The organism is Demequina rhizosphaerae (genome assembly GCF_000971255.1).
Taxonomy (GTDB): domain Bacteria; phylum Actinomycetota; class Actinomycetes; order Actinomycetales; family Demequinaceae; genus Demequina; species Demequina rhizosphaerae.
In genome coordinates this window covers 1-25,149 of the sequence record NZ_BBMC01000012.1, presented here as the reverse complement: position 1 = coordinate 25,149, position 25,149 = coordinate 1, and the positions used below count along the sequence as shown (strand labels likewise).

The 25,149-nt window shown below is 72.2% G+C and carries 23 protein-coding genes and 2 rRNA genes; 3 read left to right on the top strand and 22 right to left on the bottom strand.

Going from position 1 to position 25,149, the window contains the following annotated elements:
• Position 1 precedes the first annotated feature (1 nt).
• From AOM07_RS13720 to AOM07_RS13685, 8 genes are read right to left on the bottom strand one after another with little or no spacing between them, the layout of a single operon-like run.
• The gene (locus AOM07_RS13720) at positions 2-331 is read right to left on the bottom strand and encodes a metal-sulfur cluster assembly factor (protein ID WP_062314776.1); all 330 of its coding nucleotides are present in this window, start codon (positions 329-331) and stop codon (positions 2-4) included.
• Positions 328-813 carry a Fe-S cluster assembly sulfur transfer protein SufU gene (gene sufU, locus AOM07_RS13715; protein ID WP_082101525.1) on the bottom strand — a complete coding sequence of 162 codons (486 nt, stop codon included), beginning with the start codon at positions 811-813 and terminating at the stop codon, positions 328-330. The genes AOM07_RS13720 and sufU overlap by 4 nt, the downstream gene beginning before the upstream one ends.
• The gene (locus AOM07_RS13710) at positions 810-2,081 is read right to left on the bottom strand and encodes an aminotransferase class V-fold PLP-dependent enzyme (RefSeq protein ID WP_062314772.1); all 1,272 of its coding nucleotides are present in this window, start codon (positions 2,079-2,081) and stop codon (positions 810-812) included. The genes sufU and AOM07_RS13710 overlap by 4 nt, the downstream gene beginning before the upstream one ends.
• A 2-nt stretch (positions 2,082-2,083) precedes the next feature.
• Complete coding sequence (gene sufC, locus AOM07_RS13705; protein ID WP_062314770.1) at positions 2,084-2,839, bottom strand: Fe-S cluster assembly ATPase SufC; 756 nt, start codon at positions 2,837-2,839, stop codon at positions 2,084-2,086.
• Positions 2,836-3,192, bottom strand: coding sequence for a non-heme iron oxygenase ferredoxin subunit (locus AOM07_RS13700; protein ID WP_062314768.1), 357 nt, complete (start codon positions 3,190-3,192; stop codon positions 2,836-2,838). The genes sufC and AOM07_RS13700 overlap by 4 nt, the downstream gene beginning before the upstream one ends.
• Complete coding sequence (gene sufD / locus AOM07_RS13695; protein ID WP_062314766.1) at positions 3,185-4,372, bottom strand: Fe-S cluster assembly protein SufD; 1,188 nt, start codon at positions 4,370-4,372, stop codon at positions 3,185-3,187. The genes AOM07_RS13700 and sufD overlap by 8 nt, the downstream gene beginning before the upstream one ends.
• Entirely contained in the window at positions 4,369-5,796 is a 1,428-nt protein-coding gene (gene sufB, locus AOM07_RS13690; protein ID WP_062314764.1) for a Fe-S cluster assembly protein SufB, read from the bottom strand. The genes sufD and sufB overlap by 4 nt, the downstream gene beginning before the upstream one ends.
• Positions 5,797-5,798: 2 nt before the next feature.
• On the bottom strand, positions 5,799-6,449 hold the full coding sequence (locus tag AOM07_RS13685) for a helix-turn-helix transcriptional regulator (protein ID WP_062314761.1): 651 nt from the start codon (positions 6,447-6,449) through the stop codon (positions 5,799-5,801).
• A gap of 242 nt (positions 6,450-6,691) precedes the next feature.
• Between AOM07_RS13685 and AOM07_RS13680 the strand changes: the two genes are divergently transcribed.
• The gene (locus AOM07_RS13680) at positions 6,692-7,618 is read left to right on the top strand and encodes a COX15/CtaA family protein (protein ID WP_062314759.1); all 927 of its coding nucleotides are present in this window, start codon (positions 6,692-6,694) and stop codon (positions 7,616-7,618) included.
• A gap of 1 nt (position 7,619) precedes the next feature.
• Positions 7,620-8,843, top strand: coding sequence for a threonine ammonia-lyase (ilvA, locus tag AOM07_RS13675; RefSeq protein ID WP_062314757.1), 1,224 nt, complete (start codon positions 7,620-7,622; stop codon positions 8,841-8,843).
• Positions 8,844-8,852: 9 nt separating this feature from the next.
• Here the strand turns inward: ilvA and AOM07_RS13670 are convergent, their stop codons facing one another.
• From AOM07_RS13670 to AOM07_RS14815, 10 genes are read right to left on the bottom strand one after another with little or no spacing between them, the layout of a single operon-like run.
• Positions 8,853-9,479 carry an NUDIX domain-containing protein gene (locus tag AOM07_RS13670; protein WP_062314754.1) on the bottom strand — a complete coding sequence of 209 codons (627 nt, stop codon included), beginning with the start codon at positions 9,477-9,479 and terminating at the stop codon, positions 8,853-8,855.
• Positions 9,479-11,167 carry a CTP synthase gene (pyrG, locus tag AOM07_RS13665; RefSeq protein WP_062314752.1) on the bottom strand — a complete coding sequence of 563 codons (1,689 nt, stop codon included), beginning with the start codon at positions 11,165-11,167 and terminating at the stop codon, positions 9,479-9,481. Before pyrG ends, AOM07_RS13670 begins: the two co-directional genes overlap by 1 nt.
• A 38-nt stretch (positions 11,168-11,205) precedes the next feature.
• Positions 11,206-12,084, bottom strand: a complete 879-nt coding sequence (locus tag AOM07_RS13660) for a copper transporter (RefSeq protein ID WP_062314750.1) — start codon at positions 12,082-12,084, stop codon at positions 11,206-11,208.
• The gene (gene steA, locus AOM07_RS13655; RefSeq protein ID WP_062314747.1) at positions 12,081-13,211 is read right to left on the bottom strand and encodes a putative cytokinetic ring protein SteA; all 1,131 of its coding nucleotides are present in this window, start codon (positions 13,209-13,211) and stop codon (positions 12,081-12,083) included. Before steA ends, AOM07_RS13660 begins: the two co-directional genes overlap by 4 nt.
• Positions 13,212-13,216: 5 nt before the next feature.
• Positions 13,217-14,899 carry a DNA repair protein RecN gene (recN, locus tag AOM07_RS13650; protein WP_062314745.1) on the bottom strand — a complete coding sequence of 561 codons (1,683 nt, stop codon included), beginning with the start codon at positions 14,897-14,899 and terminating at the stop codon, positions 13,217-13,219.
• A gap of 1 nt (position 14,900) precedes the next feature.
• Positions 14,901-15,764, bottom strand: coding sequence for an NAD kinase (locus AOM07_RS13645; RefSeq protein ID WP_062314743.1), 864 nt, complete (start codon positions 15,762-15,764; stop codon positions 14,901-14,903).
• Positions 15,761-16,570: a TlyA family RNA methyltransferase gene (locus AOM07_RS13640; RefSeq protein WP_062314741.1), complete on the bottom strand. Its 810-nt coding sequence runs from the start codon at positions 16,568-16,570 to the stop codon at positions 15,761-15,763. The genes AOM07_RS13645 and AOM07_RS13640 overlap by 4 nt, the downstream gene beginning before the upstream one ends.
• Positions 16,571-16,572: 2 nt before the next feature.
• Complete coding sequence (locus tag AOM07_RS14820; RefSeq protein WP_156155910.1) at positions 16,573-16,746, bottom strand: hypothetical protein; 174 nt, start codon at positions 16,744-16,746, stop codon at positions 16,573-16,575.
• An 11-nt stretch (positions 16,747-16,757) separates the two neighbouring features.
• The gene (locus AOM07_RS13635) at positions 16,758-17,759 is read right to left on the bottom strand and encodes an HAD-IIA family hydrolase (RefSeq protein WP_062314739.1); all 1,002 of its coding nucleotides are present in this window, start codon (positions 17,757-17,759) and stop codon (positions 16,758-16,760) included.
• Complete coding sequence (locus AOM07_RS14815) at positions 17,756-19,984, bottom strand: hypothetical protein (protein ID WP_062314736.1); 2,229 nt, start codon at positions 19,982-19,984, stop codon at positions 17,756-17,758. The genes AOM07_RS13635 and AOM07_RS14815 overlap by 4 nt, the downstream gene beginning before the upstream one ends.
• A 143-nt stretch (positions 19,985-20,127) precedes the next feature.
• Here AOM07_RS14815 and AOM07_RS13625 point away from each other — a divergent pair, with 143 nt between their 5' ends.
• Positions 20,128-22,815, top strand: a complete 2,688-nt coding sequence (locus AOM07_RS13625; RefSeq protein WP_062314842.1) for a DEAD/DEAH box helicase — start codon at positions 20,128-20,130, stop codon at positions 22,813-22,815.
• On the opposite strand, the gene AOM07_RS13620 is transcribed toward AOM07_RS13625, so the two are convergent.
• From AOM07_RS13620 to AOM07_RS13605, 4 genes are all read right to left on the bottom strand, one after another.
• The gene (locus tag AOM07_RS13620; protein ID WP_062314734.1) at positions 22,812-23,183 is read right to left on the bottom strand and encodes a YccF domain-containing protein; all 372 of its coding nucleotides are present in this window, start codon (positions 23,181-23,183) and stop codon (positions 22,812-22,814) included. The genes AOM07_RS13625 and AOM07_RS13620 overlap by 4 nt on opposite strands.
• A 31-nt stretch (positions 23,184-23,214) precedes the next feature.
• Positions 23,215-24,102: an NHL repeat-containing protein gene (locus AOM07_RS13615; RefSeq protein WP_062314732.1), complete on the bottom strand. Its 888-nt coding sequence runs from the start codon at positions 24,100-24,102 to the stop codon at positions 23,215-23,217.
• A gap of 336 nt (positions 24,103-24,438) precedes the next feature.
• A 5S ribosomal RNA gene (rrf, locus tag AOM07_RS13610) occupies positions 24,439-24,555 on the bottom strand.
• Positions 24,556-24,636: 81 nt separating this feature from the next.
• Positions 24,637-25,149: ribosomal RNA gene (locus AOM07_RS13605) — 23S ribosomal RNA — on the bottom strand; the annotation flags it as partial.

Here is a 25,149-nt window from a genome sequence, read left to right as displayed (position 1 = left end):
GTCAGACGTTGAAGCCGAGCGCCCTCAGCTGCTCGCGGCCGTCGTCCGTGATCTTGTCCGGGCCCCACGGCGGCATCCACACCCAGTTGATGCGGAAGCCGTCGACGAGGCCCGAGAGTGCCTGGCCGGCCTGGTCCTCGATCACGTCCGTGAGCGGGCAGGCCGCCGACGTCAGCGTCATGTCGATGACCGCGTGGCGGTTCTCATCGAGCTGGACGCCGTAGACGAGGCCGAGGTCGACGACGTTGATGCCGAGCTCGGGGTCGATGACGTCGCGGAGCGCCTCCTCGACGTCAGCGGCGTTGGCAGGAGCCTTGGTCTCCTCGGTCATGCCTCTCCTCCTTCGACGGCGGCACCGGACGATGCGGTGCGCGCCTGGATGAGCGCGTCCCTGAAGGCCATCCAGCCGAGCAGGGCGCACTTGATGCGTGCAGGATACTTGCCGACCCCGACGAAGGCGGTCGCATCGCCGAGCAGGTCCTCGCGCTCCTCGTCCAGGGGCTCGCCCTTGGCCTGCATGAGCGCGCGGAACGCGTCGTAGGTCTCGTCGGCGGTGTCGAGGGACTCGCCCTCGAGCAGCTCGGACAGGACCGAGATCGACGCCTGCGAGATCGAGCAGCCGTGGCCCTCCCACGCGATGGTCGCGACGGTGTCGCCGTCGACGCCCACGCGCATCGTGACCTCGTCGCCGCACGTGGGGTTGACCTGGTGCGACTCGCCGCGGCCGGCGCTCGTCAGGTCGACGAGGCCGCGGCCGTGGCCCTCGCGGGCATGGTCCATGATGACCTGCTGGTACATCGCCTCAAGGCTCATACGGTGACTCCGAAGAACTCGCGGACTCCGGCCAGCGCCTCGACGAAGGCGTGGGCGTCGTCCTCGGTGGTGTAGACGTGCGCCGAGGCACGGGTCGAGCCCGTGAGCCCCAGGCGCCGGTGCAGCGGCTGCGCGCAGTGGTGGCCCACGCGCGCCGCGATGCCGCGATCGTCGAGCACCTGCCCGACGTCGTGCGTGTGCACGCCCTCGACCGCGACCGCGGCCAGGCCGAGCACGTCGAAGCGCTCGGGGTCGCCCACCGGGCCGATGAGCCGCACGCCGGGCAGCGCCGCCGCCCCCTCGCGCAAGATCTGCGCGATGCGGGCCTCGTGGCGGGCGACGTTCTCCATGCCGAGGTCCATGAGGTACCGCGCCGCGGCGCCCATGCCCACCGCCTGCGCGACGGGCTGGGTGCCGGGCTCGAAGCGCGTGGGCGCCTCGAGCCACGTGGTGGTCTCCATGGTGACGATCGCGATGGCGCCGCCGCCGAAGATCGACGGCGGGAGCGCGTCGAGCAGCTCCTTGCGGCCCCACAGCGCGCCCACCCCGGTGGGCCCGAGCATCTTGTGCCCGGAGAACGCCATGAGGTCGGCGCCCAGCTGGGCGACGTCCACGGGGATGTGCGGCACCGACTGGCAGCCGTCGAGCACGGTGAGCGCGCCGACCTCGCGGGCGCGGCGCACGATCGGCTCGACGTCCGTGATCACGCCCGTGACGTTGCTCGCATGCGTGAACGCGACGACCCGGGTGTTGCCGGTGATGACCTCGGACAGGCCGTCGAGGATCAGCTCCCCCGCATCGTCCACCGGGATCCACGCGAGCTCGGCACCCGTGCGGGCGGCGAGCTGCTGCCACGGGATGAGGTTCGCGTGGTGCTCGAGCTCGGTGACGACGATGCGGTCGCCGGGGCCGACGCGGAAGCGGTCCGCCCCCGCGCCGCCGGCGCCGAGCGACGCCTGCAGCATCCCGTTCGCGACGAGGTTGAGCGCCGCGGTCGCCCCCGACGTCCACACGACCTCGTCGGCCGATGCGCCGATCAGCTCGGCGACGGACGCCCGCGCGGTCTCGAAGGCGTCGGTGGCCTCCTCCGCGAGCAGGTGCGCGCCGCGCGCGACGGCACCGTTGTGCTCACGGGAGAAGCCGGCCTCGGCCTCGAGCACGGCGAGCGGCCGCTGCGCGGTCGCACCGGAGTCGAGGTACACGAGCGGCCTCCCGTTCCTCACCGTGCGGGTGAGGATCGGGAAGTCGTCGCGCAGGTCGCGGAGCATCGTCAGGCGTTCGCCAGGTAGCGGTCGTAGCCCTCGGCCTCGAGGCGCTCGGCGAGCTCGGGGCCGCCCTGCTCGGCCACGCGGCCGTTGACGAACACGTGCACGTGGTCCGGCTTGATGTAGCGGAGGATGCGCGTGTAGTGCGTGATGAGCATGATGCCGAGGCCGGTGTTCTCCTTGGCGCGGTTGACGCCCTCGGAGACGATGCGGAGCGCGTCGACGTCGAGGCCCGAGTCGGTCTCGTCGAGGACCGCGATCTTGGGCTGGAGGAGCTCCATCTGGAGGATCTCGTGGCGCTTCTTCTCGCCGCCCGAGAAGCCCTCGTTGACGCCGCGCTCGCCGAACGACGGGTCCATGCGGAGGTTCTCCATGGCGCCCTTGACGTCCTTGACCCACGTGCGGAGCTTGGGGGCCTCGCCGTCGATCGCGGTCTTCGCGGTGCGGAGGAAGTTCGACACGGACACGCCGGGGACCTCGACCGGGTACTGCATCGCGAGGAACAGGCCCGCCTTGGCGCGCTCGTCGACGCTCATCTCGAGGACGTCCTCGCCGTCGAGCGTGACCGAGCCCTCGGTGATCTCGTACTTGGGGTGGCCGGCGACCGAGTAGGCGAGCGTCGACTTGCCCGAGCCGTTCGGGCCCATGATGGCGTGGGTCTCACCCGAGTTGATGGTGAGGTCGACGCCCTTGAGGATCTCCTTCGTCCCCTCGGGGGTCTCGACGGTGACGTGGAGGTTGCGGATCTCCAGGGTGCTCATGCGTTCTCCTTCAGGGAATTCTTGGGGGCGTCGACGTCGACGAGCACACGCTCGCCCTCGACGCGGGTCGGGTAGGTCTTCACGGGGGTGATGGCGGGCAGCTCGTCGGGCTCGCCGGTACGGACGTCGAAGCGCGAGCCGTGGGCCCAGCACTCGACGTGGCAGCCGTCGACGTCGCCCTCGGAGAGGGACACCTCTCCGTGGGTGCAGAGGTCGTCGATCGCGTAGAAGTCGCCGTCATCCGCGCGCACGATCGCGACGGGGATGTCGGAGCCGTCCGCGAGGGTGAGCTCGGCGAGCATCGCCGAGCCCGGCTCCAGGTCGGCGACCATGCACGCGAGCTGCTCACTCATGCTCGAGCTCCTCCTCGACGTGCGCGATCTCGAGGTCGATCTGGCGCATGAGGCTCTCCTCGACCGCGGGCACGCCGATCTCGTGGATGAGGTCGGCGAAGAAGCCGCGGACCACGAGCTTGCGGGCCTGCTCCTCCGAGATGCCGCGCGAGCGCAGGTAGAACATCTGCTCCTCGTCGAAGCGGCCGGTCGCGGACGCGTGACCCGCGCCCTCGATCTCGCCGGTCTCGATCTCGAGGTTCGGCACCGAGTCCGCGCGTGCGCCGTCCGTGAGGACGAGGTTGCGGTTGAGCTCGTACGTGTCGGTGCCCTCGGCCGCGGCGCGGATGAGGACGTCGCCGATCCACACGGAGCGGGCCGTCTTGCCGGCGAGCGCACCCTTGTAGGTGACGCGCGACGTGCACTTCGGGACGGCGTGGTCGACGAAGAGCTGGTGCTCCTGGTGCTGACCCGAGTCCGCGAAGTAGAGGCCGAACAGGTCGACGCTCGCGCCCTCGCCCGCGAACGCGGCCGAGGTGTTGAGGCGCACGACCTTGCCGCCGAGCGTGACGACCGTGCCGCGCAGGCGCGAGTCGCGGCCGAGGCGGGCGAGGACCTCGCCGGCGTGGACCGCGTCCTCGTCCCACTGCTGCAGCAGCACGAGGTTGAGGCCCGCGTTGTCCTTGAGGTCGATCGAGACGAGCTCGGAGTAGCGCGCGGTGCCGGTGCGGTTCACCACGACCGTCGCCTCGGCGCTCTGGCCGAGCTCGACGAGCAGGTGGCCGCGCACGTCGCCGCCGGTGCCGTGGAGGTCGATCGTGATGGGCTCGTCGACCACGGTGTTGGCCGCGATCGTGAGCGCCATCGCGCCGCCGGCGTGCTTGACGGCGACGGCCGAGGCACGGTCGCCGGGCTCGCGCACGGTGCGCTCGCGCGCCTCGTCCGCGGGCACCTGGGTGAGCGTGACGCCCTCGGGCAGGTCGCTGGTGGTCCACTCGAGGTGGCCGTCCGCGGCCTCGTCGGCGAACAGCGAGCGCAGGTCGCGCACCGCCGAGAAACGCCAGTTCTCCTCGCGGCCGGTCGGCACGGGGAAGGCGTCGACGTCGAAGGAGACGACGCGGTCCGCGCGCGACTTGTCGGGGATGACGCCGTGCGAGTGCGCGGCGTCAGCGGTGGCCTGGGTGTGATCGGTGACGGTCAACCGACGGATCCTTCCATCTGGAGCTCGATGAGGCGGTTGAGCTCGAGCGCGTACTCCATGGGCAGCTCGCGCGCGATGGGCTCGACGAACCCGCGCACGATCATGGCCATGGCCTCCGACTCCTCGAGGCCTCGGGACATGAGGTAGAACAGCTGGTCCTCGGACACCTTCGAGACGGACGCCTCGTGTCCCATGTGGACGTCGTCCTCGCGGACGTCGACGTACGGGTAGGTGTCGGACCGCGAGATCTGGTCGACGAGCAAGGCGTCGCACAGCACGTTCGACTTCGAGTTCTTGGCGCCCTCGAGGACCTGGACCAGGCCGCGGTACGAGGTGCGGCCGCCGCCACGGGCGACGGACTTCGAGATGATCGACGACGAGGTGTTGGGGGCGGCGTGCACCATCTTGGCGCCGGCGTCCTGGTGCTGGCCCTCGCCGGCGAACGCGATCGACAGGGTCTCGCCGCGGGCGTGCTCGCCGAGCATGAAGATCGCCGGGTACTTCATGGTGACCTTCGAGCCGATGTTGCCGTCGACCCACTCCATGGTGGCGCCCTCGGCCGCGGTCGCGCGCTTGGTGACGAGGTTGTACACGTTGTTCGACCAGTTCTGGATGGTCGTGTAGCGCACGCGGGCGTTCTTCTTCACGACGATCTCGACGACGGCGGAGTGCAGCGAGTCGCTCGAGTAGATCGGCGCGGTGCAGCCCTCGACGTAGTGCACGTACGAGCCCTCGTCCGCGATGATCAGAGTGCGCTCGAACTGGCCCATGTTCTCCGTGTTGATGCGGAAGTAGGCCTGGAGCGGGATCTCCACGTGGACGCCCGGCGGGACGTAGACGAACGAGCCGCCCGACCACACGGCCGTGTTGAGCGCCGCGAACTTGTTGTCGCCGGTGGGGATGACGGTGCCGAAGTACTCCTCGAACAGCTCCGGGTGCTCACGCAGCGCGGTGTCCGTGTCGAGGAAGATGACGCCCTGCTCCTCCAGGTCCTCGCGGATCTGGTGGTAGACGACCTCGGACTCGTACTGCGCGGCGACGCCCGCGACGAGGCGCTGCTTCTCCGCCTCCGGGATGCCGAGCTTGTCGTACGTCTCCTTGATGTCCTCGGGCAGGTCCTCCCATGAGGTCGCCTGCTTCTCGGTGGAGCGCACGAAGTACTTGATGTTGTCGAAGTCGATGCCGGTGAGGTCGGAGCCCCAGTTCGGCAGCGGCTTCTTGCCGAAGAGCTTCAGGCCCTTGAGACGCGTCTCCAGCATCCACTCGGGCTCGTTCTTCAGCGCCGAGATCTCACGGACGACGTCCTCGTTGAGGCCGCGCTTGGCAAGCGCGCCGGCCTCATCCGAGTCGTGCCATCCGAACTGGTAGTTGCCGATCGAGGCGATGGCCTCGTCCTGCGTCATGGGCTCGGTCGGAGCACTCATGCTCATCCTTCCTTACGGGTGGGGGTGGCGAGCGGGATCGTGGTGGTGCAGACATGCGCGCCGCCCGCGAGGGTCGACAGCCGCTGCACGTGCACGTCGAGGATCCTCGAGAAGGCGCGGGCCTCGGCCTCGCACCACTCGGGGGTCCTCTCCGCGATGGACTGGACGGGGCAATGCCCCTGGCACAGCTGGACGGTGATGCCGCCGGGGCCCGGGCGGACCGAGGCGGCGAAGCCGCGCTCGCCGAGCGCGGCGGCGAGCTCGTCGACCTTGCGCGCCATGGGCGCGTCGGGGTCGATCGACGAGGACACGGCGTCCTCGAGCTCCTTGGCCTTGGCCTCCACGAAGGCCTCGAGGCCGCCGGAGTCGCGCAGCGCGGACATCGCGTCGACGGCGACGTCGCGGTACGCGGACGCGAGGGCGCGCTGGCCCTCGTTGGTGGCCACGAAGGAGCGCGCGGGGCGGCCGCGGCCGCGCACGTGCTGGCCCGGAGGCTCGTGGTCGACGATGTAGCCCGAGTCCTCGAGCGAGGACAGGTGGCGTCGCACGCCGGCCGGCGTGACGCCGAGCTCGGTCGCTAGCGCGGCCGCCGTGATGGGGCCCGCGGTGGCGATGAGGCTGAGGACTCGATCGCGCGTGGTGTCGGCGTGCATCCGGGCTCCTCTCGTGCTGTCGTGCCGCGGGCAGCATCGGCCGCGGATCAATTAAGAAACATTTTGATTCATTAAATTCTAGCCCGCAAGCAAGGGGTGCCTAACCACCTTCGGGGCGCGCGGGGACGATGCGGGGCACCCCTTCCACAACGCGCGCGCCGCGATTTCTGTGCCCGCCGCACCGGCGCATCGTCCCCGCCCGCCGGGCCGGGGCATCGTGCCCGCGCGCCTAGGATTGTCGCGTGTCGAGCACCACCCAGCAATCGTCCCACCCGTCCTCCCCCGCGCCCACCGGCCGCGGCTACCGGATCGCGCGCGGCCTCACCCTGGCCAACATCGCGACCCAGGCGGGCATCATCGTCACGGGCGGCGCGGTCCGCCTCACCGGCTCGGGCCTCGGCTGCTCGACGTGGCCGCAGTGCGAGCCCGGCGAGTTCACGCCGACGCTGCACGAGGCGACCTCGATCCACCCGTACATCGAGTTCGGCAACCGCACGCTGACGTTCGTGCTGCTCGTCGTCGCCGTCGCCATGGCGGTCGCCGTGTGGCGGACGCGGCCCGAGCTCAAGTGGTGGGGCCTCGTGCCCGCGCTGGGCGTCATCGGCCAGGCGGTGCTCGGCGGGATCACGGTGCTGGTCGAGCTCCACCCGCTCGTGGTGGCGCCGCACATGCTGCTGAGCCTCGCGCTCGTCTGGTACTCCGTGCGCTTCGCGCTGCGCTACCGCGGCGCGCGCGGACGCATCGGCGGTCCGCTGAAGGTCGAGCGGTGGGCGTCGGCGGGCCTGCTCGTCGTGCTCCTCGTGATCGGCGCGCTCACCACCGGCGCGGGCCCGCACTCGGGCGACGCGCAGGCCACCGAGCGCCTCGCGCTCGACCCCGTCCTCGTGGCCAAGGCGCACGCGATGTCCGTATGGGCGTTCGTCGCCCTGCTCGCGTGGATCGGCTGGCGCATCCGCCGCGACCACAGCGCCGGCGACCGCGACGAGGCGCGCCTGTCGTACTGGGTGCTCCTCGGCGTGACGCTCGCGCAGGGTCTCATCGGCTACGTCCAGTACTTCACCGGGCTGCCGGCGCTCATCGTCGGCTTCCACCTGTTCGGCGCGGCCGTGCTGACGGCCGCGCACTCGGCCTTCTTCCGGCTCACCGCGCGCGAGACCGTGGAGGCCTGACATGGCCGAGGTGACGCTCGCGCACGTCGAGGACGCCGCGCGCGTCCTGGCCAGCGTCGCCCAGCACACGCCGGTCGACCAGGCGACGCACCTGAGCGAGCTGCTGGGCGTGCCCACGCACATGAAGCTCGAGAACCTCCAGCGCACGGGCTCGTTCAAGCTGCGCGGCGCGACCTACCGGCTGTCGCGGCTCACCGACGAGGAGCGCGCCCGCGGCGTGGTCGCGGCCTCCGCGGGCAACCACGCGCAGGGCGTCGCGTTCGCGGCCCAGCAGCTGGGCGTCGACGCGACGATCTTCATGCCCCTCGGCGCGCCCGTGCCGAAGCTGCTCGCGACCAAGGGCTACGGCGCGACGGTCGTCACCGACGGCGCGACCGTCGAGGAGTGCCTCGCGCTCGCAGCCGAGCACGCCGAGCGCACCGGCGCCGTGATGATCCACCCGTTCGACCACCCCGACGTCATCGCGGGCCAGGGCACCATCGGCCTCGAGATCCTCGCGGACGTGCCCGATGCGCAGACCATCGTCGTGCCCATCGGCGGCGGCGGGCTCATCGCGGGCGTCGCGGTGGCCGCGAAGGCCGTGGCCGCGCTCCAGGGCCGCGAGATCCGCATCGTGGGCGTGCAGGCCGCGGCGACCGCCGCCTTCCCGCCCTCGCTCGAGGCCGGCCACCCCGTGACGATCGAGCGCGGCGGCACCATCGCGGACGGCATCGCCGTGGTGCGGCCGGGCGAGCACACCTTCCCCATCGTGCAGGAGCTGGTCGACGAGGTCGTCACGGTCGACGAGGACCTCCTCGCGCGCGCCGTGCTCACTCTGCTCGAGCGGACCAAGCTCGTGGTCGAGCCCGCGGGCGCGGCGTCCGTGGCCGCGATCCTCGGCGGGCTCATCGCTCCGACCGGACCCACCGTGGCGCTCCTGTCGGGCGGCAACATCGACCCGCTGCTGCTCCAGCGCATCGTCGCCCACGGCCTCGTGGCCTCGGGCCGCTACATGACGCTGCGGATCCCGCTGCCCGACCGGCCGGGTCAGCTCGCGCGGGTCGCGGACCTGCTCGCGGGCGTGGGCGCGAACGTCATCGAGGTGCTGCACACGCGCCACGACCTGGGCCTCACGCTCAACGACGTGGTGCTCCAGGTGAGCGTCGAGACGCGCGGACCCAACCACCAGGGCGAGGTGCTCGAGACGCTGCGCGCCGCGGGCTTCTCCCCCACGGTCGCCAGCTAGGCGGAAGCCTCAGTCGAGCAGCGAGGGCGGGCGGCGCCAGTCCGCGTCGGCGGGGCGCAGCGTCTGCCAGCCCGACCGTCGCGCGGCGTCGAGCGCGAGCGCGCCGACGACCAGCGACGGGCTCTGCGCGGTGCCGGCCCAGATCGACGCGAGGATCTCGTCGAGCGGCACCCACCGCCCCTCCATGTCCCGCTCCTCCTCGTGGCGCTGGAAGCGCTCGGCGTGCGGCACCTCGGTGACGTCGCGGGCGAGGAACATGCGGATGCCCTCGGACGAGCCGCCGGGCGAGGTCATGAAGTCGACGAGCGTGTCCCAGCGGCCGGCCCGCAGGTCGGCCTCCTCGAACAGCTCGCGCGCGGCCGCCTCGACGGGCGGCTCGTCGCGCAGGTCGAGGAGGCCGGCGGGCGGCTCCCAGGTCTCGGCGCGCACCGCGTGGCGGTACTGCCGGACGAGGAAGACCCGCTCCGCCTCGTCCATCGCCATGATGCCGACGGCGCCGGTGTGGTGGATGTAGTCCCGCTGGACCTGACCGGACTCCCCCAGGTCGACGCGGTCGGTGCGCACGTTCCACACCTTGCCCTGATAGGCGAGGCGCGACTCGACAACCGGCCGCGCGCCGGGGACGTCCTCGATCATCAGACGGTCGCGGCGTCCGCGGGGGCCGAGGCCTCCTCCTGGCGGGCGATCGCCGCGCCGATGAGGCCCGCGAACAGCGGGTGCGCCTTGGTCGGGCGCGACAGGAACTCGGGGTGCGCCTGCGTCGACACGTAGTACGGGTGCGTGTCGCGCGGGAGCTCGACGAACTCGACGAGCGAGCGGTCGGGGCTCTCGCCCGAGACGACCAGGCCGGCCTCCTCGAGCTGCGCGCGGTACGCGTTGTTGACCTCGTAGCGGTGGCGGTGACGCTCGCCCACGGTCGAGGCGCCGTAGGTCTCGGCGACCACGGAGCCCTCCTTGAGCAGGGCCGGGTACTCGCCCAGGCGCATCGTGCCGCCCAGGTCGCCCTTGCCCTCGACGATCTCGAGCTGCTCCTCCATGGTGGCGACCACGGGGTGGTGGGTCTCGGGATCGAACTCGGAGCTCGAGGCGCCCTCGAGGCCGACCACGTTGCGGGCGTACTCCATCACCATGGTCTGGAGGCCGAGGCAGATGCCGAGCGTGGGCACCTTGTTCTCGCGGGCCCAGCGCAGCGCGCCGATCTTGCCGTCGACGCCGCGCACGCCGAAGCCGCCCGGCACGAGCACGCCGTCGACGCCGCCGAGGGCCTCCTGGGCGCCCTGCGGGGTCTGGCAGCGGTCGGAGGCGACCCAGCGGATGCGGACGCGGGTGTTGTGGTGGAAGCCGCCGGCGCGCAGCGCCTCGGTCACCGACAGGTACGCGTCGGGCAGGTCGATGTACTTGCCGACCAGCGCGATCTCCGCCTCCTTGGCGGGCTTGTGCACGCGCTTGAGGACGTCGTTCCAGGCGCCCCACTCGACGTCGTGGAACGGCAGGTCGAGGCGGCGCACGACGTACGCGTCGAGGCCCTCGGCGTGCAGCACCTTGGGGATGTCGTAGATGCTCGGCGCGTCGACCGCGTTGACCACGGCGGCGGGCTCGACGTCGCACATGAGCGCGACCTTGTTCTTGACCGAGGTGGGCACCTCGCGGTCGGAGCGCAGCACGAGCGCGTCGGGTTGGATGCCGATCGAGCGCAGCGCGGCCACCGAGTGCTGCGTGGGCTTGGTCTTCTGCTCGCCCGACGGGCCGATGTACGGCACGAGCGAGACGTGGAGGAAGAACACGTTGTCGCGGCCCACGTCGTGGCGCACCTGGCGGGCGGCCTCGAGGAAGGGCTGCGACTCGATGTCGCCGACGGTGCCGCCGATCTCGGTGATGATCACGTCGACGTTGGGGCCGGCCTGCTGGCGCATGCGGCGCTTGATCTCGTCGGTGATGTGCGGGATCACCTGGACGGTGTCGCCGAGGTACTCGCCGCGGCGCTCCTTGGCGATGACCTGCGAGTACACCTGGCCGGTGGTGACGTTCGACGCCGCGGAGAGCTCCACGTCGAGGAACCGCTCGTAGTGGCCGATGTCCAGGTCGGTCTCGGCGCCGTCGTCGGTGACGAAGACCTCGCCGTGCTGGAAGGGGTTCATGGTGCCCGGATCCACGTTGAGGTAGGGATCGAGCTTCTGCATCGTCACGCGCAGGCCGCGCGAGCGGAGAAGCCGACCGAGGCTCGAGGCCGTCAGTCCCTTCCCGAGGGAGGACACGACGCCTCCGGTGACGAAGATCTGACGGGTGACATGGTCCGTGCCGGACGAGAATCGCGTTCGCTCCACGGGCTTCAACTCTAACAGCCGTGAGTCCCGGGTGCCTCTCAGGAAACGCCGAGAACGGCCGGGACCTCGCCGTCGCGGTAGTGCGGGCGGTCTCCCGCGAGGGTCTCCGAGACGGCCGCGACGGCGGTCACCGAGCCCATCGTCCAGTCGGACGATGCGACGGTCGCGACATCGTCGCGCCTGCTCTGCGCGGAGATCGCGGCGGGCGCGCCCACCACGGTGACGGGCGCGTCGTAGGCGGCGAAGGCGTCGGCCAGGGCGGCGGTCGCGTCCTTGCCGCCGGCGATCAGAAGAATCGCATCCGCGCGCGTCGCGGCCTCGCCCTCGGCGAGATCGGCCTGCGCGAGAAGGTCCCACAGCACCGCGCCGCGGTCCGTGCCGGCGTCGCCGACGTCCGCGCGGTCCGCGCCGGTGGGGGCCGCGCCGGTCGCGCCCTGGACGAACGCGTGGGCAAGCACGGCGGACGGTTCGACGGCGTCGACGCCCACGAGCGAGGGTGCGACCTGCTCCGCGAGCGCGGTCCGGAACTGGGAGGTGGCGTCGTCGTTCCACGCGTCGCCGAGCGCGACCGCGCCGGTCTCCTCGGCACCCGCGAGCGGGAGGCGGGCCTCGACGGCCTCGATCACCGCGTCGGGGGCCCCGGGCGCGGCGACCACGACGACCGCGGTGCCGGGCAGGAGGTCGATGAGGAGGGTCGGCGCGGTGGCGTCGACATAGGCGGCGGCGGTGTCGGCGCGCGCCTCGGCGTCGTCGGCGCGCTCCTCCTGGGCGGCGACATCCGCCTCGAGCGCGTCGAGCCGGTCGCCGGTCTCGCCCAGCAGCGCCGCGCGCAGCGGCCCCGACCCGAGCACGACGCCGGTGGCGAGCACCGCGATGCCCGCGGCGGCCGACACGAGCCGGGTGCGCGCGTCGCTCATCGCCCGCCGCCGAACGTGTCGGCGAGCCACTGCCCCGCGGCGGCGAGCGCATCGTGCCCCTCGGGCGTGCCCCAGGCGGCGAGCAGCAGGGCGCCGGCGGCGAGCCCGACCGCGCCCCACGCGGTCACGGCGCTGTAGCGATGCCGGTAGAGCGCGGGCAGCACGGCGGAGTCGACGACGGCGCCGCTCGCGACCAGGCGCGACAGCAGCGCGCCGGCGCCGGCGGTCGAGCGGTCCTCGACGTAGTCGAGCAGGCCCTCGCGGGCGCCGGCCACCACGACGACGGACGCGCCGGCGGCGTGCGCGGCGAGCAGCGCCACGTCCTCGCTCGCGAGGCGCGCGTCGCACGCGTCGTGGCTGAGGCCGATGGCCTGGGCGCGCGCGTTGCCCGCGTCGCGGCCCACGGGGTCGTGGACGATCACCTGGGCGGCGCGGCGCAGCACGTCCTCGCCGACGGCGTCGATGTCGCCGACGACGATGCGCGGCATGAGCCCCGCGGCGCGCGCCGCATCGGCCCCCTCTCCCACGCCGATCACGACGGGCCGGCGCTCGCGCGCGAAGCGGGCGAGCACCTCGTCGCCGCCGGTGAAGCGGGGGGTGACGACGACGACGGGGCGGCCGTCGACGGGCAGGCGCAGCTCGGGCAGCCCGATGCCGTCGAGCAGCAGGTCCGCGTCGCGGTTGAGCAGGTCGAGCGCGGTCGCGGTGAACGAGGCGACGTGCACGTGGAGGTCCTCGTCGGCGACGCGGATGCGGTGCTCGACGTCCTCGAGGCTGAGCCGCGTGCCGTCCTCGACGACGCGGGCGCCGGCGGCGACGCGGGCACCGTCGACCGTGACCGCGGCGCCGTCGCGGATCGCGAGCACCTCGGTGCCGGCGGACTCGACGACGGGGATGCCGGCCTCGAGCAGGACGAGCGCGCCGGTGGTGGGCAGGCGCCCGGACAGGCAAGGCTGGGCGTTGACCACCGCGGCCGGGCGGCGGGCCGCGAGGGCCGCGGCCGCGCGCTTGTCGAGGTCGAGCGCGTCCACGATCGCCACGTCTCCCGGCTGGAGCCGTCGCGCCAGCACGAGGGGCGACGAGTCGACCCGGGCGGGGCCCGAGATGGCGGTGATGGCGGCGGTCATGGCGGCTATGGTGCCACGCGCGAGGCCTCCAGCAGCTCACGTGCGTGGGCGAGTGCGGTCTTCGATCCCTCGTGGCCCGACAGGAGGCGCGCGAGCTCCTCGACGCGGTCCTCCCCCGCCACCTCGTGCACCTGCGAACGGGTCACGGTGCCGTCGGTCGCCTTGGCCACGACGACGTGCCGGTCCGCGTGCGCGGCGACCTGCGCGAGGTGGGTGACGACGAGCACCTGGTGGGTGCGCGCGAGCTCGGCGAGGCGGCGGCCGACGGCGATCGCGGCCTTGCCGCCGACGCCCGCGTCGACCTCGTCGAAGACGAACGTGTGGCCCGGCGTGACGGCGTGCCGGGCGAGCGAGACCTCGATCGCGAGCATGATGCGGGACAGCTCGCCGCCGGAGGCCGCCTGGGCGACGGGACGATGCGGGGCGCCGGGGTGGGAGGCGAGCGTCATCTCGACCTCGTCGGCCCCCGTCGCGCGCGGTTCGACGGCGCGCACGCCGACGCGGAACTCCGCGTCGGGCATCGCGAGCCCGTCGAGCTCGGCGTCGACGTCGCCGGACAGCCGCCCGGCGGCGGCGCGGCGGCTCTCGGTGAGCGCGGCGGCGGCCCGCTCGACCCCGTCGCGCGCATCCGCCTCGGCGGCGCGGCGGGCCGCGAGCGTCTCGTCCCACGTGTCGTCCTGGAGCACGGCCTCGGCCGCGCGGTCGCGGTACGCGAGCACGCCGTCGAGGTCCGCGCCGATGCGCCGCATGAGCCCGTTGAGGTCGGCGCGGCGGGCCTGGAGCTGCTCGAGGCGGGCCGGGTCGGCGTCCATGCGGTCGAGGTAGGAGGCGAGCTCGTGGGCGATGTCCGCCGCCGAGTAGGCGACGTCGGCGAGCCGCGTCTCGAGCTCCTCGAGCGCGGGGTCGTGGCGGGCGGCGTCGCCGAGCGCGCGGCGCGCGGCGTCCGCGGCGACGACGAGCGTGACCTCGGCCTCGCCGTCGATGGCCTCGCGTGCGCCCGCGACCCCGGCGCGCACGGCCTCGGAGTGCTGGAGCACCTCGAGCTGCGCGCCGATCTCGGCGTCCTCGCCCGGCTGCGGGTCGACGGCGTCGATCGCGTCGAGGTCGTCGCGCATGCGGGCCGCCTCGAGGCGCGCGGCCTCGGCGCCGGACTCCATCTCCTCGAGCCGTGCCCGGGCCTCCCGCCATCCGTCCCACGCCGCCGCGTACGCGGCGAGCAGCGCATCGTGCCCCGCGAAGCCGTCGAGGATCGCGCGCTGCTCGGCCGACGACCGCAGGCGTGCCTGGTCGCTCTGGCCGTGCACGGTGACCCAGTGCTCGGCGACGTCGGCGAGCACGGCCTGCGGGACGGTGCGGCCGCCGACGACGGTGCGCGAGCGGGTGGTGGCCCCGACGGTGCGGGACACGATGACGGTGCCGTCGTCGTCGAGCGTCGCGCCGGCCTCCTCGAGGCGCCCGGCGGGCCACGAGCCGGGGACGACGTCGAGGACGGCCTCGGCGAGCGCCGCATCGGCGCCCGTGCGCACGGTGGCGGGGACGCTCCTCGAGCCGGTGATGAGGCCCAGGCCGGTGAGCACCATGGTCTTGCCGGCGCCGGTCTCGCCGGTCACGCAGGTGAGGCCGGGTCCGAGGTCGACGCGGGCGGACTCGATCACGCCCAGGTTCTCGATGGCGAGCTCGTGGAGCACGTCAGATCCCCGCTCCCCACCCCGCGACCGGCCGCGTGCCGCGGAAGCCGTCGACGGGCAGGGAGAACTTCTGGACGAGGCGCTCGGAGAACGGCGCGTCGGACATGCGGGCGAGGCGCACCGCGTGCGCGCCGCGGGTCACCTCGACGCGTCCGCCGCGCACGAGGTCGATCGCGCGGGCGCCGTCGAGCACCACCTGGCCGTCGCTGGACGAGCGGTCGAGGATCTCGACGGCGACGCGCGACGACGGGCTCACGACGAGCGGGCGCGAGAACAGCGCGTGCGCGGCGAGCGGCACGACGAGCAGGGCGTCGACGTCGGGCCACAGCACGGGCCCGCCGGCGCTGAAGGCGTGCGCCGTCGAGCCGGTCGCGGTCGCCACCACCACGCCATCGCAGCCGAAGGTCGACAGGGGCCGGCCGTCGATGTCGAGCGCGACCTCGATGGTGGTGCGCAGGTTGGCGCGCTCGACCGTGACGTCGTTGAGGCCCCAGCCGGTGGTCTGGACGCCCTCGGGCGAGGTCACCACGACGTCGATGGTGCCGCGCTCCTCGATCGTGTAGTCGCCCGCGGCGAGGCGGCGCGCGGCGTGCGCGACGTCGTCGCGCTCGAACTCCGCGAGGAAGCCCACGTGGCCGAGGTTGACGCCGAGCAGCGGGATGCCGGTGCCGCGCGTGAGGTCCGCGGCGTGGAGGATCGTTCCGTCGCCGCCGAGCACGAGCGCGGCCTCGATGGGCTTGTCGCCGGTGTGGAAGTCGGTGCAGGTGGCGACGCCGTCGGCCCGGAGGGCCGCGGCGGCGAGGTCGGCGGCCTCGAGCGCCTCGGGACGATGCGGGTGGGCCACGATGAGGATGCGGCGGGTCATGGCGTGCCTCCCGTCTCCGACTCGATCGCGGCCCTAACCTGGGCCTCCGTGAGCGGCGGCCCTGACTCGCCCCTAGCCTGCCACGACCGCGAGGCCCACACGAAGAACTCGACGTTGCCGTGCGGACCCGGGAGCGTCGAGCGCGCGATCCGGCGGATCGCGAGGCCCGCGCCGGTCATCGCGGCGACCACGGCCGCGACCGCCCGGGCGCGGTCGTCGAGGTTCGTCACGACCCCGCCGCGGCCCAGGCGCTCGCGACCCACCTCGAACTGCGGCTTGACCATGAGCAGGAGGTCGGCGTCGTCGGCGCACGCGGACACGAGCGGGCCGATGAGCAGGGTGAGCGAGATGAAGGAGACGTCCGCGACCACGAGGCCGGGCCGCTCCCCCAGGTCGTCCACCGTGAGCTCGCGCGCGTTGAGGCCCTCGCGGGCGACGACGCGGGGATCCGCGGCGATGGTCGGCGCGAGCTGGCCGTGGCCCACGTCGATCGCGTGGACGCGCGCGGCGCCCCGCTCGAGCAGGACCTGGGTGAAGCCGCCGGTGGAGGCGCCGACGTCGAGGCACACCCGTCCCGCGACGTCGAGCTCGGGGCACGCGTCGAGCGCGCCGAGGAGCTTGTGGGCCGCGCGGGAGACGTACTGGTCGGGCGCGGCGACCTCGACCGCCGCATCGTCCCCCACCTCGAGGGCGGGCTTGGACGCGACGGCGCCGTCGACGGTCACGGCGCCGGCCGCGATGAGCTCCTGCGCGCGGGTGCGCGACGGGACCAGGCCGCGCGCCACGAGCGCGCGGTCCAGCCGCATGCTCAGCGCGACTCGTCGCGGAGGCGCGTCGACAGCGCCTCCTGCACCTTGTCGAAGAACTCGGCCTGCTGGTCGAGGTCGTCGGGGAGCTCGGTGACGGCCTTGAGCGCCTCGCGGACCTCCGCGGGGTACTCGACCTGGCCCAGGGAATCGCGCGCGTCGTTGAGGTCAGCCATGGGACTGGAGGCTAGCCGAAGTGCGGGAGGGTCTCAACGTCCACCTTGGCGCCGGCGTCCGCGGCGGCCCACGCGGCGGCGCAGGCGGCGCGCAGCCGGTCCATCGGGGTGCCGCCGTCGGCGACCAGGCGGCCCTCGGTGACGCGGGCGCGGGCCTCGCGCACGTGCCACCAGTTCTCGACGAGGAACGGGGCCGGGTGGGTCTCCGCGAGCGTCGAGAGGTCCGCGCCGATGAAGGACGGGCGCTCGTCCGGCGCCGCCAGGATCGCGTCGCGCGCGGTCGACACGCCGGTGAGCACGAGGAGCCCGGGGACGTCCGCGGCGCGGGCGCCCTTGAGGTCGGTGTCGAGGCGGTCGCCGATCATGACCGGGCGGGTCCCGCCGGCCTTGGCCGCGGCGAGGCGCAGCATCGCGGGCTCGGGCTTGCCGGCCGCGAGCGGCGTGACGCCGGTCGCGGTGCGGACCACGCCCACGAGCGAGCCGTTGCCGGGGGCCATGCCGCGCTCGTTCGGGATCGTGAGGTCGAGGTTGGTGGCGAAGAAGCGGGCACCGGCGTTGATCGCGTACGTCGCCTCCGCGAACTGCTTCCAGCCGAGGTCGGGCGAGAAGCCCTGGATCACGGCGGAGGGACGCTCGTCCGCGCTCTCGACGATGGCGAAGCCCTTGGCCGTGACGGCGGTGCGCAGGCCCGCGCCGCCGACGACGAGGACCTTCTCCCCCGCCGGCACGTGCTCGGCGAGGAGCTCGGCGCCCGCCTGGGCGGCGGTCATCACCTCGGTGGGCGCGCACGGCATGCCCAGCTCGGTGAGGTGGTCGGCGACGGTCTCGGGCTCGCGGTTGGCGTTGTTCGTCACGAACATGATCGCCATCCCGGCGCCGCGCGCCTCCTCGAGGGCGGGCGGGGCGGTCGGGATCGCGTGCGGGCCCTTGTAGGCGACGCCGTCGAGGTCGACGAGCGCGACGTCGAAGGTGTCCTGCAGCGCGACCTCGGTGCCGATCAGGCCAGCGCTCATGCGCGGCCCTCGTCCTCGTCGTCCTCGTTCTCGTGCTCGTCCTCGGAGGTGTCGTCGTCCTCGTCCTCGGGGGTGTCGTCGTCCTCGTCGTGGTCGAGGTCCTCGTCGTCCTCGTCGTGGTCGAGGTCCTCGTCGTCCTCGTCGTCCTCGACGACCTCGTGGAGGTCGTCCTCGTCCTCGAGCTCGTCCTCGTCGTGCTCGTCGGGATCGGGCAGCTCGGCGGTGTCGTAGAGGACGATGTCCTCCTCGATCTCCTCCTCGACGGGCTCGGGGATGGATGCCTCGAGCTCGTCCGCCTCGGCGTCGAGGCCGAGCGCACGGAGGACCGCGACCTTGGCCTCGTCGACGCGGACCTGGAGGTCGGCGTTCGGGGTGCTGATGCGGTTGAGGATGAGCTGCGCGGCCTCCGCGTCGCCCATGTCGAGGCGGGCGCCGGCGACCACGATGCGCATCTCGACGGCCGAGTCGGCCGGCAGCGCCTTGGCGTCGGGCTCCTCGGCGATCGCGAGCGCGCGCTCCGGACGGCCGAGGCCGCGCTCGCAGTCCGCCATGAGCGGGAGGTGCTCGATCGAGCCGCCGAGGCGGCGGACCGTGCGGAACTCGCGCAGCGCCTCGGCGTAGCGGCCGGTGGCGTAGGCGGTGAGGGCCGCGGCCTCGCGGACGACGTCGACGCGGCCGCCGCGCTGGAGCGCGACCTGCGCGTGGCGGTACGCGAGCTCGGGGTCGATGTCGAGGAGGTTGCCCGCCATGATGAGGTGACGGCCGACGTCCTCGGCGTTGTCCTTGCTCAGGGTGCGCAGGCGCGCACGGACGGCGCGGTCGAGCTGGCCGTACGTGATCTCCTCGGGGACCTCGGGGGCCTCGATGACCTGCGACTTGGTGAGCGGAACTCCGGCGACGCGGGCCGTGCGCTCGTCCGACTCCGGACGGGCGCGGCCACCGCGGTCGGGGCGGGCGCCGGGGCGGCCGGAGCCGCGCGGGGCGCGGTCGCGGTCGAAGTCGCGGCGGGGGCCGCGGTCGTCGTAGCGGCGGGGGCCGCGGTCGCCATCGCGACGCGGGCCGCGGTCGCCGTCGAAGTCGCGACGGGGACGGTCGTCGTAGTTCCGGCGCGGGCGGTCGTCGTACGACCGCTGCGGACGGTCACCATCACGACGCGGGCCACGGTCGCCATCGAACTGACGACGGGGACGGTCACCATCGAAGTCGCGACGCGGGCGGTCCTCGTAGTTCCGGCGCGGACGGTCGTCGTACGAACGCTGCGGACGGTCACCATCACGACGCGGGCCACGGTCGCCATCGAACTGACGACGGGGACGGTCGTCGTAGTTGCGACGGGGACGGTCGTCGTACGAACGCTGCGGACGGTCACCATCACGACGCGGGCCACGGTCGCCATCGAACTGACGACGGGGACGGTCACCATCGAAGTCGCGACGCGGGCGGTCCTCGTAGTTGCGACGGGGACGGTCGTCGTACGAACGCTGCGGACGGTCACCATCACGACGCGGGCCACGGTCCCCATCGAACTGACGACGGGGACGGTCACCATCGAAGTCGCGACGCGGGCGGTCCTCGTAGGAGCGCTGCTGGCGCTCGGCGCCGTAGGAGCGGCGCGGGCGGTCCTCGTCGTATGAGCGGCGCGGGCTGCGGTCGCCGTCGTACTGGCGACGCGGGCGGTCGCCGTCGTTGTCGCGACGGGGGCCGCGGTCGTCGTTGAAGTTGCGGCGCGGGCGGTCCGAGTTCGCCGGACGCGACGGCCGATCCCCGTCGAAGCGACGCTGCGGACGGTCGCCGTCGCGGCGCGGACCGCGGTCACCGTCGAACGAGCGGCGGGGACGGTCGTCGTTGTACTGGCGACGCGGACGGTCGTCGCGACCGCCATCGCGGCGCTGGCCACGGTCACCATCGAAGTCCCGGCGCGGACGGTCGTTGTCGTACGAGCGGCGGGGGCGGTCGTCGCGACCACCGTCGCGGCGCTGGCCACGGTCGTTGTCGTACGAACGACGCGGACGGTCGTCACGGTCTCCCTCGCGGCGCGGACCACGATCGCCGTCGGACCGGCGCTGGGGCCGGTCGCCCTCGCGGCGCGGACGGTCACCATCGAACTGACGACGGGGGCGCTCACCGCCATCGCGGCGGTCGCCGTCGCGCGACTTGCGCGGGTTGATGCCGGGGCGCGAGTCGTAGCTCGCGCGGCGCTCGTCGCGCTCGTCCCTGTCGTTCATGATGCTCCTGTCCAATTGTGCGGACGCTCCCGCCATTCTTACGCGCCTGGGCGCGAAGAACCGGGTGAGTACGTCCCGATGCAAGTCCTTGTCCCACGCGGTCGCGGCATCCCGAGGGGACAAGACACGGGACAATGGCGGCGATGACTTCCACCGACTCGTCCCTGCTCGCCCGCCTTCCGGAGACGGCGCCCGGCGCGGTTCCCGATCCTGACTCGCTCTACGACGCCTTCGCGACGTGGGCGGCGGACCGCGACCTTCCATTGTACCCCCATCAGGAGGAGGCGCTGATCGAGCTCGTCTCGGGGGCGCACGTGATCCTCGCGACGCCCACCGGCTCGGGCAAGTCCCTCGTCGCCGCCGGCGCGCACTTCGCCGCCCTGGCCGCGCATCGTGCCGGCAAGGGCGGCCGCACGTTCTACACGGCGCCGCTCAAGGCGCTCGTGTCCGAGAAGTTCTTCGCCCTCATCGAGATGTTCGGCAGCGAGAACGTCGGCATGATGACCGGCGACTCCGCGGTGAACCCCGACGCCCCGATCATCTGTTGCACGGCCGAGATCCTCGCGAACCTCGCGCTGCGCGACGGCTCGGCGACGGACGCCTCCCTCGTGGTGATGGACGAGTTCCACTTCTACTCCGACCCGCAGCGCGGGTGGGCGTGGCAGGTGCCGCTGCTCGAGCTGCCGCGCACGCAGTTCCTGCTGATGTCCGCGACCCTGGGCGACACCGGCTGGCTCGTCGACGACCTCGAGCGCCGCACGGACCGCCCCGTCGCCGAGGTGGCGACGGCGGAGCGCCCGGTCCCCCTCACGTTCGAGTACATGCTGGACCCGCTCCCCGAGGTCGTGGAGCGCATCGTCCAGACCGGACGCTCCCCCGTCTACGTCGTCCACTTCACGCAGAAGGACGCGGTCGAGCGCGCGCAGGCGCTGCTGAGCATGGGCCTCGCGACGCGCTCCGAGCGGGACGCGATCGCCGACGCCCTCGACGGGGTGCGGTTCGGCACGGGCTTCGGCAGGACCCTCAGCCGCTTCCTGCGCGCCGGCGTCGGCGTGCACCACGCGGGGATGCTCCCCAAGTACCGGCGCATCGTCGAACGCCTCACCCAGCAGGGCCTGCTCAAGGTCGTGTGCGGCACTGACACGCTCGGCGTCGGCATCAACGTGCCCATCCGCACCGTGCTGCTCACCTCGCTCGTGAAGTACGACGGCGAGAGGATGCGCCACCTCAGCGCCCGCGAGTTCCACCAGATCGCGGGGCGCGCCGGGCGCGCGGGCTACGACACCGAGGGCGAGGTCATCGTGATGGCCCCCGAGCACGTGATCGAGAACCGCAAGCTGCTCCTCAAGGCCGCCGACGACCCGAAGAAAAAGAAGAAGATCGTCCGCAAGAAGGCGCCCGCCGGCCACGTCAACTGGACCGACGCGACCTTCGAGCGGCTGCGCGATGCCGAGCCGGAGGCGCTCACCTCCAGCTTCGCGGTCACGCACGCGATGGTCCTCAACATCCTGGCGCGCGGCAGGGACGATCACGGCCGGGACGCCGAGGATCCGGTGCTCGCGATGAAGGCTCTGCTCGAGGGCGTGCACGAGACCCCGACGCAGCGCGCGGCGCACGCGCGCCAGGCGCTGCGCATCTACTGGTCGCTGCGCCAGGCCGGGGTGGTCGAGCGCGTGCGGATCCCCGACCCGACGCACCCCCGGGGCGCGCGCCCGTCGGTGAGGCTCACGGTGGACGTGCCGCGCAACTTCGCGCTCAACCAGCCGCTCTCCCCCTTCGCCCTGGCGGCGATGGACCTGCTCAACGTCGAGGCGCCGACGCACGCGCTCGACGTGGTATCGGTCATCGAGTCGACCCTGTCGGACCCGCGGCAGCTGCTGCTCGCGCAGCAGCACCAGGCTCGCGGCGAGGCCGTCGCGGCGATGAAGGCCGAGGGCATGGAGTACGAGGAGCGGCTCGACGCGCTCGAGGACGTCACCTGGCCCAAGCCGCTCGAGGACCTGCTCGAGCCCGCGTTCGCGATGTACCGCCGCTCGAACCCGTGGATCCTCGGCGCGGAGCTCGCGCCCAAGTCCGTGGTCCGCGACATGCTCGAGAAGGCGATGACGTTCGGCGACCTCGTGTCCGCCTACGGGCTCGAGCGCACGGAGGGCATCGCCCTCCGCTACCTCGCCGAGGCCTACCGCGCGATGCGCCAGACCGTCCCCGAGGAGCACCGTACCGAGGAGGTCCAGGAGATCACGGAGTGGCTCGGCGAGGTGGTGCGGACCACCGACTCGTCGCTGCTCGACGAGTGGGAGCGGCTCTCCAACCCGGAGGCGCTCATCGCCGACGACGCCGACCCGTCAGCACCCGACGTCACGGGCACGATGCCGGGACCGGCCCGGCCGCTCAGCGGCAACCCGCGCGTCCTGCGACGACTCGTGCGCAACGCCATGTTCCGCCGCGTCGAGCTGGCCGCGCGACGGGCGTGGGACGCGCTCGGCGGCCTCGACAAGGAGGACGGTTGGGACGCGTCTGCCTGGGAGGACGCTCTGGCGCCGCTGTTCGACCTGCACGGGGACGATGCGGTGGGCATCGGCCCGGACGCACGCTCCTCCGCACTGCTCACCTTCGTCGAGGCCGGCTCCGCGGGCGACGACGGGCGCGGCCGCGCTGCGCTGGCCGCCGCGGGCCACGCCGAGGCGCCGGCGGGCACCTGGATCGTGCGCCAGGTGATCGACGACCCCGCGGGCGACCACGACTGGGCGATCGTCGCGGCGGTCGACCTCGACGCGAGCGACGAGGCGGGCGAGGTGGTGCTCGAGGTGCTGGCGGTCGGCGACCGCTAGTGGGTCTCGACGACGATCCGGCCCATCGGGGTGAGCGAGATCGGGATGAGCTTGAGGTTCGCCCACGCCATCGGGATGCCGATGATGGTGATGGCGAGGGTGAAGGCCGTCACCACGTGCGCGATCGCGAGGATGAGGCCCAGCGGGATCCACAGGATGTTGCCGAGCACCGTCCACCCGCCGGCGTTCGGGTCGCGGATCACCTCGCGCCCGAAGGGCCAGATCGAGTAGTTGGCAATGCGGAAGCACGCGATGCCCGCAGGGATGCCGATGATGGTGATGAAGGCGATGACGCCGACGATCGCATACGAGACCCACAGGCCGATGCCGGCGAAGAAGAACCAGATGATGTTGAGAAGGGTGCGCATACCTCAGGGTATGCCGCATACGCCGCCTCGGTCAGCCCGGTGGGATCCGGTACAGCTTGTCGGCGTCGTGCGCAGTGATCCAGACAGCGCCGTCATCGGTGATCGTCACGCTACCGCTGCCCTCAGCGGGGCCGACACGCTGCACGACGGAGTTGGTCGACGGGTCGATCTCCACCCCGAGGAAAGCCGCAGGCTGCACCCAGACGGCGTCGGCCGAAGCCGCGATATCACCGCCGTTGATGCCCTCCGGGCTCACAGACAAGGTGGCGACGATGGACTCCGTGCCGGGGTCGACCCTCGTGACGCTCCCGAGACTGTTCATGACCCACACCGAATCCGCTCCCACGGAGAGAAAGGTCGAGCCGAACGGAAGCCTGATCTCGGTCTTCTCTCCTGAGACCGCGTCGATACGAGCGAGCAGCCCGGTGGGCCGAGTGATCCAGAGCGAACCGAAGCCACCTCTCACGGCCGCGACCTCCTCCGTCCCTACCGGGAACCTCTCCACCCTCTCGCCCGACTGCGGATCGACGCCCACGACGGTCCACTCGCCGCCTTCCGACTTCGGCTGGATGATCGCCCACACCGCTTCGGCGGTCACTGCAAGCGACGACTCGCTGGGCACCCCCGGCGACGGGAGCTTGAACCGCTTGGTCTTGCCGGTCGCGGGATCGATGCGGAGCAAGGTTGTCGGACGAACGAAGTCGGGTGCCTCGGCCGCCCAGATGAAGCCATGCCCGAACTCCAGTGCCGAAGCGATCCTGCCGGCCTCAACCTCGAACACCGTTGACATGGCCTCGTCATACGCCACGATCCCCGGATCGACGCCAGAGACCCAGGCAAGATCACCCGACGACATCAGGAAGTCAGCAAAGGGCTCAACCGTGATCGAGTCGGCGCCGAGAGCGCTGATATCGACCACGCCGTCTGCCTCATCGTTGGCCGCGTCCGCTGACCCGGCGGGGCTGGGCGCATGCGCCGTGGCGAACGTCGACGGACTCGACTCAGATCCGCTTCCACCACACGCAGCGAGCACCAGCGCCGACGCGAGAAGGGTGGAAGCGATGCAAAGATGGCGCATCTCGCACCTCCCCCGTTTATCCACGGTAGCCCCTGCGTTGGTTGCCGTGAGGCCGGACAGCACGGCCCAGGAGGTGGATCGACGCACTTGGAGCGGGCGCTCCTGCTCGCACCGAGCGAACGTGCAGGTAGATGACGAAAGCCCCCCGACGGTGTCGGGGGGCTTTCGTGAATGATGTGGCCGCGGCGTCCTACTCTCCCACACCCTCGCGAGTGCAGTACCATCGGCGCTGGGAGGCTTAGCTTCCGGGTTCGGAATGGGACCGGGCGTTTCCCTCCCGCTATGGCTGCGGCAACTTTATGGAACTATGTTGGGCGGTGCCCGTAGTTCGGGAACCGCACAGTGGACGCGAGCTTCAGCAGGATATCTTTGTGTGAAGTCAAGTTGTCGGCCTATTAGTACCGGTCAGCTTCAAGAGTCGTTAGTCCTCTCTTCCACATCCGGCCTATCAACCCCATGGTCTATAGGGGGCCTTCCGGACCGTAGTCCGTGGAAACCTCATCTTGAAACGGGCTTCCCGCTTAGATGCTTTCAGCGGTTATCCCTTCCCAACGTAGCCAACCAGCCGTGCTCCTGGCGGAACAACTGGCACACCAGAGGTTGGTCCACCCCGGTCCTCTCGTACTAGGGGCAGCCTTTCTCAAGTTTCCTGCGCGCGCAGCGGATAGGGACCGAACTGTCTCACGACGTTCTAAACCCAGCTCGCGTACCGCTTTAATGGGCGAACAGCCCAACCCTTGGGACCAACTCCAGCCCCAGGATGCGACGAGCCGACATCGAGGTGCCAAACCATGCCGTCGATATGGACTCTTGGGCAGGATCAGCCTGTTATCCCCGGGGTACCTTTTATCCGTTGAGCGCCGGCGCTTCCACATGCCACCGGCGGGT